This window comes from Streptomyces sp. NPDC006193, from assembly GCF_040613915.1.
Classification (GTDB): domain Bacteria; phylum Actinomycetota; class Actinomycetes; order Streptomycetales; family Streptomycetaceae; genus Streptomyces.
This window is the reverse complement of record NZ_JBEXTB010000064.1, coordinates 1-2,087: the sequence shown is the minus strand read 5'-3', so window position 1 is coordinate 2,087 and position 2,087 is coordinate 1. Positions and strand designations below refer to the sequence as shown.

3 protein-coding genes and 1 pseudogene are annotated in these 2,087 nt (G+C 75.5%); 1 reads left to right on the top strand and 3 read right to left on the bottom strand.

Translation table 11 applies throughout. From position 1 onward, the window contains the following. Nucleotides 1-34: 34 nt before the first annotated feature. The gene (locus ABZ261_RS29470) at nucleotides 35-778 is read right to left on the bottom strand and encodes a hypothetical protein (protein WP_356864384.1); all 744 of its coding nucleotides are present in this window, start codon (nucleotides 776-778) and stop codon (nucleotides 35-37) included. A 47-nt stretch (nucleotides 779-825) separates the two neighbouring features. On the opposite strand from ABZ261_RS29470, the gene ABZ261_RS29465 reads away from it, so the two are divergent. Continuing rightward, on the top strand, nucleotides 826-1,014 hold the full coding sequence (locus ABZ261_RS29465; protein ID WP_014671721.1) for a DUF5703 family protein: 189 nt from the start codon (nucleotides 826-828) through the stop codon (nucleotides 1,012-1,014). 116 nt (nucleotides 1,015-1,130) lie between these two features. On the opposite strand, the gene ABZ261_RS29460 is transcribed toward ABZ261_RS29465, so the two are convergent. Then, the gene (locus ABZ261_RS29460; RefSeq protein ID WP_356864382.1) at nucleotides 1,131-1,925 is read right to left on the bottom strand and encodes a chaplin; all 795 of its coding nucleotides are present in this window, start codon (nucleotides 1,923-1,925) and stop codon (nucleotides 1,131-1,133) included. 67 nt (nucleotides 1,926-1,992) lie between these two features. Then, nucleotides 1,993-2,087 (bottom strand): annotated as a pseudogene (locus tag ABZ261_RS29455) (GntR family transcriptional regulator); the annotation flags it as partial.

Here is a 2,087-nt window from a genome sequence, read left to right as displayed (position 1 = left end):
CCGCGGGCTCGGACCCGCGGCGCCGCCGCCCCGCTCACCTCCCGGCGTCGAGCCGCTCCGGCTCCTCACCGTCCTCGTCCTCGTCCCCCGCGCCGGCGACGGCTGCTTCCTCGTCCTGTGCCCCGGCGACGAGGAACTCGAGGTCGTCCGGGTCGTCCTCGTCGACGGAGGCGTCGTCGTCGAACACCGCGCTGACGTCGAACCGGCAGACCACCTGCTGCCGGTCGATGTGCTCGAACGGCGCCGCCAGCCACTCCCCCGCCTCGGGCGGTTCCTCCGCCGCGGTGACCCAGAGGGTGGAGTCGCCCTCCTCCAGGCCGAACTCCTTGTGCCGAGAGGCGATCTCGTCCGGTTCGAACTCGCCGAAGAGGACGCCCAGCGCCCCGGGGACGGTGCCCGCGACGTCGTCGTCCGCCGCGGTCTCGTACTCGGCCGCCTCGACCCGCTGGGCCTGGGCCAGCAGCCGGTGCGGTTCCGCCACGGTGTAGTCGCGGCGGATCAGCACGCTGATCGCGTTCGGCTCCTCGGGACCCGCGTACGGCGGCAGCGCTTCCTCCGCGCCGGGGATCTCGAAGGGGGTGACCTCGTCGTAGCGGTCGTAGAGCAGTTCGTCGTAGGCCTCGGCGGCAGCGGCCAGCTGGTTGAACGCCTCGGAGACGGCCGGGTCGTCCTCCCCGGACCGGCGTTCGACCGCGGCCAGGTGGCGGTCGAGCGCGGTCTTGACCGCTTCGGCGGCGGCGCGTACCTCGGCAGCGGTGGGCTGCGCAGCATCAGACATAGTGCAGACGCTATCCGTACCGGGCACCAGCCCGCACAATAGATGCGATGCCGGAATACGAATTCGTCGACGTGTACGTGCCTCGCGGGGTCTCCCGCAAGGAGGCGACGCGTCTGCTGACGGACCATGCCGAGTACGGACACTGGGAGTTGGACCGACTGAGCCTGCTGCGCGACGGCAGCCGCAGGGTGCGGCTGCGCCGGCGGATCATCCGCCAGGTGCGTGCCACGTGGTGACGCAGGACAGCTGAACGGAGCGGGCCCCGCCGGCATGGCAGGGCCCGCTCCGTTTCCCCGCCCCGGGCGGCACGGCGGTCGTGCCGCCCGGGGAGTACTCGGGCCCGGTTCGCCGGTTACGCGGCGGCCCGTGCCTTGCGGTAGAGCACCGCTCCCGCGAGCAGCGCGCCCGCGCCGACCGGCAGCGCGACGCCCAGCGGCACCTCGCTGCCGGTGTGCGCGAGCTGGGCGGGACGGCCACCCTCCGCCGTGACCGGGGACGAGCCGTGGGCCGACGCGCCGCCCGGGCCGGGGTGGTGGCCCGCGCCGGGCCCGCCCGGACGGCCGGGGTGCTGCGGGGTGCCCGGACGGCCGGGGTGCTGCGGGGTGCCCGGGTGACCGGGATGTCCGGGGTGCTGCGGGTGCGCCGGCCGGCCGGGACGGCCCGGTGCGGCGGGTGGGCCGCCGTGTCCGCCGCCCGGCGGCTGCGTGGAGCGGCCGCCGGAGCCGGAGCCGCAGTCGCCGCCCGCGGTGGCGTTGCCGGCGCCGACGACGTCGACGCTGTTGCCGCAGACGTTCACCGGTACGTCGACCGGGACCTGCACGGTGTTGCCGGAGCCGACGCCCGGCGAGCCGCCGCTGCCGCCGTCCGCGTGCGCGCCGGAGCCGCCGCGGTGACCCCCCGGGGCGCCGTCGTGGGCGCAGGTGCTGCCCACCGACGGGTCGAACAGACCGACGACGTTCACGGTGTTGCCGCACACGTCGACCGGCACGTGCACCGGTGCCTGGACGACGTTGCCGGACAGTACGCCGGGCGACCCGGCGGCGGTGCCCGCCGCGCCCGGGTCGGCGTGTGCGTGACCGCTGGCGGCGGCGATCACGCCGGTCGCCGCGGCCATCGTCATCAGGCCCTTGCGGGTGGCCTGTCGCATGCTGATTCCCCCCTGCTTTCCATGCCTTCGCTCCTCGAAGAGGCCGGCCGGCCCCGGAGCGCGTGGCCACCGAGCGCACCCACTCCACCGGCTTGCCCTCGCGGTCCAGGGAGTGCCGGGAGAGCATCAGCATCGGCAGGCCCACGTCGGTGCCGAGCAGGC

Bases quoted from the DNA above. Each gene is read 5' to 3' on its own strand.
- ABZ261_RS29470 (WP_356864384.1), bottom strand. From the start codon at position 778: ATGTCTGATGCTGCGCAGCCCACCGCTGCCGAGGTACGCGCCGCCGCC.
- ABZ261_RS29465 (WP_014671721.1), top strand. From the start codon at position 826: ATGCCGGAATACGAATTCGTCGACGTGTACGTGCCTCGCGGGGTCTCC.
- ABZ261_RS29460 (WP_356864382.1), bottom strand. From the start codon at position 1,925: ATGCGACAGGCCACCCGCAAGGGCCTGATGACGATGGCCGCGGCGACC.